The sequence below is a fragment of the Aliivibrio sp. SR45-2 genome, from assembly GCF_963890165.1.
Classification (GTDB): Bacteria; Pseudomonadota; Gammaproteobacteria; order Enterobacterales; family Vibrionaceae; genus Aliivibrio; species Aliivibrio salmonicida.
Window position 1 is genome coordinate 1 of the sequence record NZ_CAWPRC010000034.1, and the last position, 2,295, is coordinate 2,295.

Below are 2,295 nucleotides of genomic sequence, written 5' to 3' on the forward strand. Positions count from 1 at the left end.
CAAGTTCTAATTCATTTTCACTATTGTTCATTATTATTATCCCTAACAACCAAGACTTGATTCATACTCTTTTCCCTTATAGTCTTATCATTTAATGTTCTAATAATTAGATCTCCTTCACGATTTCCTTGAGCTAAATAATACCTTTTATTATCAATGTCAGAATTTAACCACTGAAATGGCATTTTCAATTCGATTTCCACATCATCCTTTACCGTACCTCCAACTGTGACTACATAACGAAGTGAATTATTAACGGTTCGAACCCACTGACCCCCTTGTTCATCAACTAAAATTGGCTTCAGTTTTTCTGGTTGTTTGAAACCATATTGAAACGTTGGAGTATAAGGAATACGTTTTATTTTTAATCCTATTTGTTTATTTTTAGTGAACGATGGAAGATCTACAATTAATTGCCATTGCATACTTCCAGGGTCTTGTGAATGAGTTGGTTTTCTTCCTATAATTTTTTTTAAGCTTAATTGTGGCTTATGTAATATAGATTCTAATCTACTTATTGCCTCTATGTTTCCCCACTGTAGATCGCCTTTTCCCCAGCACGACTCATAAAGCCAATTTTGTAATTCTGTTCGTGTAAATATATTTATAATCATTATAGCTATTAAATATAATACACCAGACACCATAAGTGTTGATAACATCCATGGGGCTAATATTGAACTGATGCCACTAATACCAAGTCGACTTAATAGTGCTAAAGAACCTTGGGCTAAAAAAACGGTAAGTTGCCCAGTCAGAGCACCAAACTTCAACCAATACCCAAAACGCTCATCGACTCTTTTATTTTCATCTTTTATTTGATCAAAACTTTCCCATGCTTCTAAACCTGTTGCTATCAAACCAAAACTTGCAGTGATCAATGCATGCTTGGCAAATATATTAACAGTACTTTTTTCAATTGACTTATGACCTAAAGAAACATCTTTTAAACTCAATTCAAGTAATCTTTTATTTCCTTTTATTTCACCCCATGCCTTATCTCTAAACAACGCAGATATATTAGCCACCACATAAGCTGACGCATGAGTTACTTCTCTCCACACAGGTTTAAATTGTTCATAAAAGGTATCACCGGCTTGTTCTGCTTTGTAGTTAACATCTTTCGTTACAACAGCTAACTCCCAAATATTTAACGCAGCAAGAACACCTCCCCACTTTCCTAAACCCTTCCAATTTTTCTCTGTTACTTCTTTTGTTTGAGTCCATACAGTATCAACATAGTTATTTACTAACTGCTTTGCTTGCGCATTAACTACTGAGTTCTTTAATGCTAATACCGCTGGCATTTCACTGCTTAGAATTGTCTGAATCCTTTGCTGAATTGCTTGAGTGGATTTCACCTGATGGTTTTTTGATGCTCTGTGTCCAGGAACTGTTTTAGTTGCTTTTTTTAACTCCTCAATATGAACGTTTAATTTATTTAAAAACGTAGCACGCTGAGTTTTATAGCTTTTGTTTACTTCAACAATAGCGCTTTCTGTCATCATGCTTTCTAAGAAAATCAAACGTAAATTACTCACAACATTAATTGATGATGCACCTTTCTTCCATTGACTTGGAAATAGAAGATCCATCGTTGCTCGCCAACTTGTACCGACTTGATTTTTAACTGCTCCTTCTAATGCTGAAAAACTTTTTTGAATAGGAAGAACTAAAGATTGAAACCATGCTTTTTCTTGAATTCTTGCATCACCGGTAAATGACTCCCACTCCGAAAAACGAGACCAAAACGCATCCATATCACCAGCACTAAAAGGATCGATAAGAGGCTTACCGCCTTCATTTATATGATCATTAAGCGCTTCCCAATTATCGAAAGAGAATCCAACCGGTGCTAGAGCCAATAAATTGTTAGGTGAATCAAATGAAAGTAATTCATCTAACTCTTTCATTTGCTCTTCTAGCTCAATAACTTGCTTAACAACGATCAAAAACTGACTAACTAAGTTAAGTAAATAAGCCTGATGGTTTTCATATTGGTTATCTAACCCCAAGATTAATGGGTCAATACCTAACTGTGTAACTGCTGCTATAAAATCAGATAAATATTTATTTATTCGTTCACTTGTGTCTTTTAACTGTGAGTAATGCGATATCACAAACTCATCTAACTCTTCCCAATTAACATCACTCGTATATGCAGTTGTTTCTTTAAATTTCTTAAGTAATTTAGAGTCTGGCTCATAAGAATAGTTATCTTTCAATTCTTGTAACTTCACTTTCGCCTGCGGTGTATATACAGGCTCATAATGAACACTTTCAGCTGCGGGCAAT

Annotated in this window: 1 protein-coding gene; it reads right to left on the bottom strand. The window is 34.8% G+C overall.

The genetic code is table 11. The features are described from left to right. Positions 1-20: 20 nt before the first annotated feature. On the bottom strand, positions 21-2,295 hold a 2,275-nt coding region (locus tag AACV33_RS01935; RefSeq protein ID WP_182700694.1), incomplete at its 5' end, for a hypothetical protein.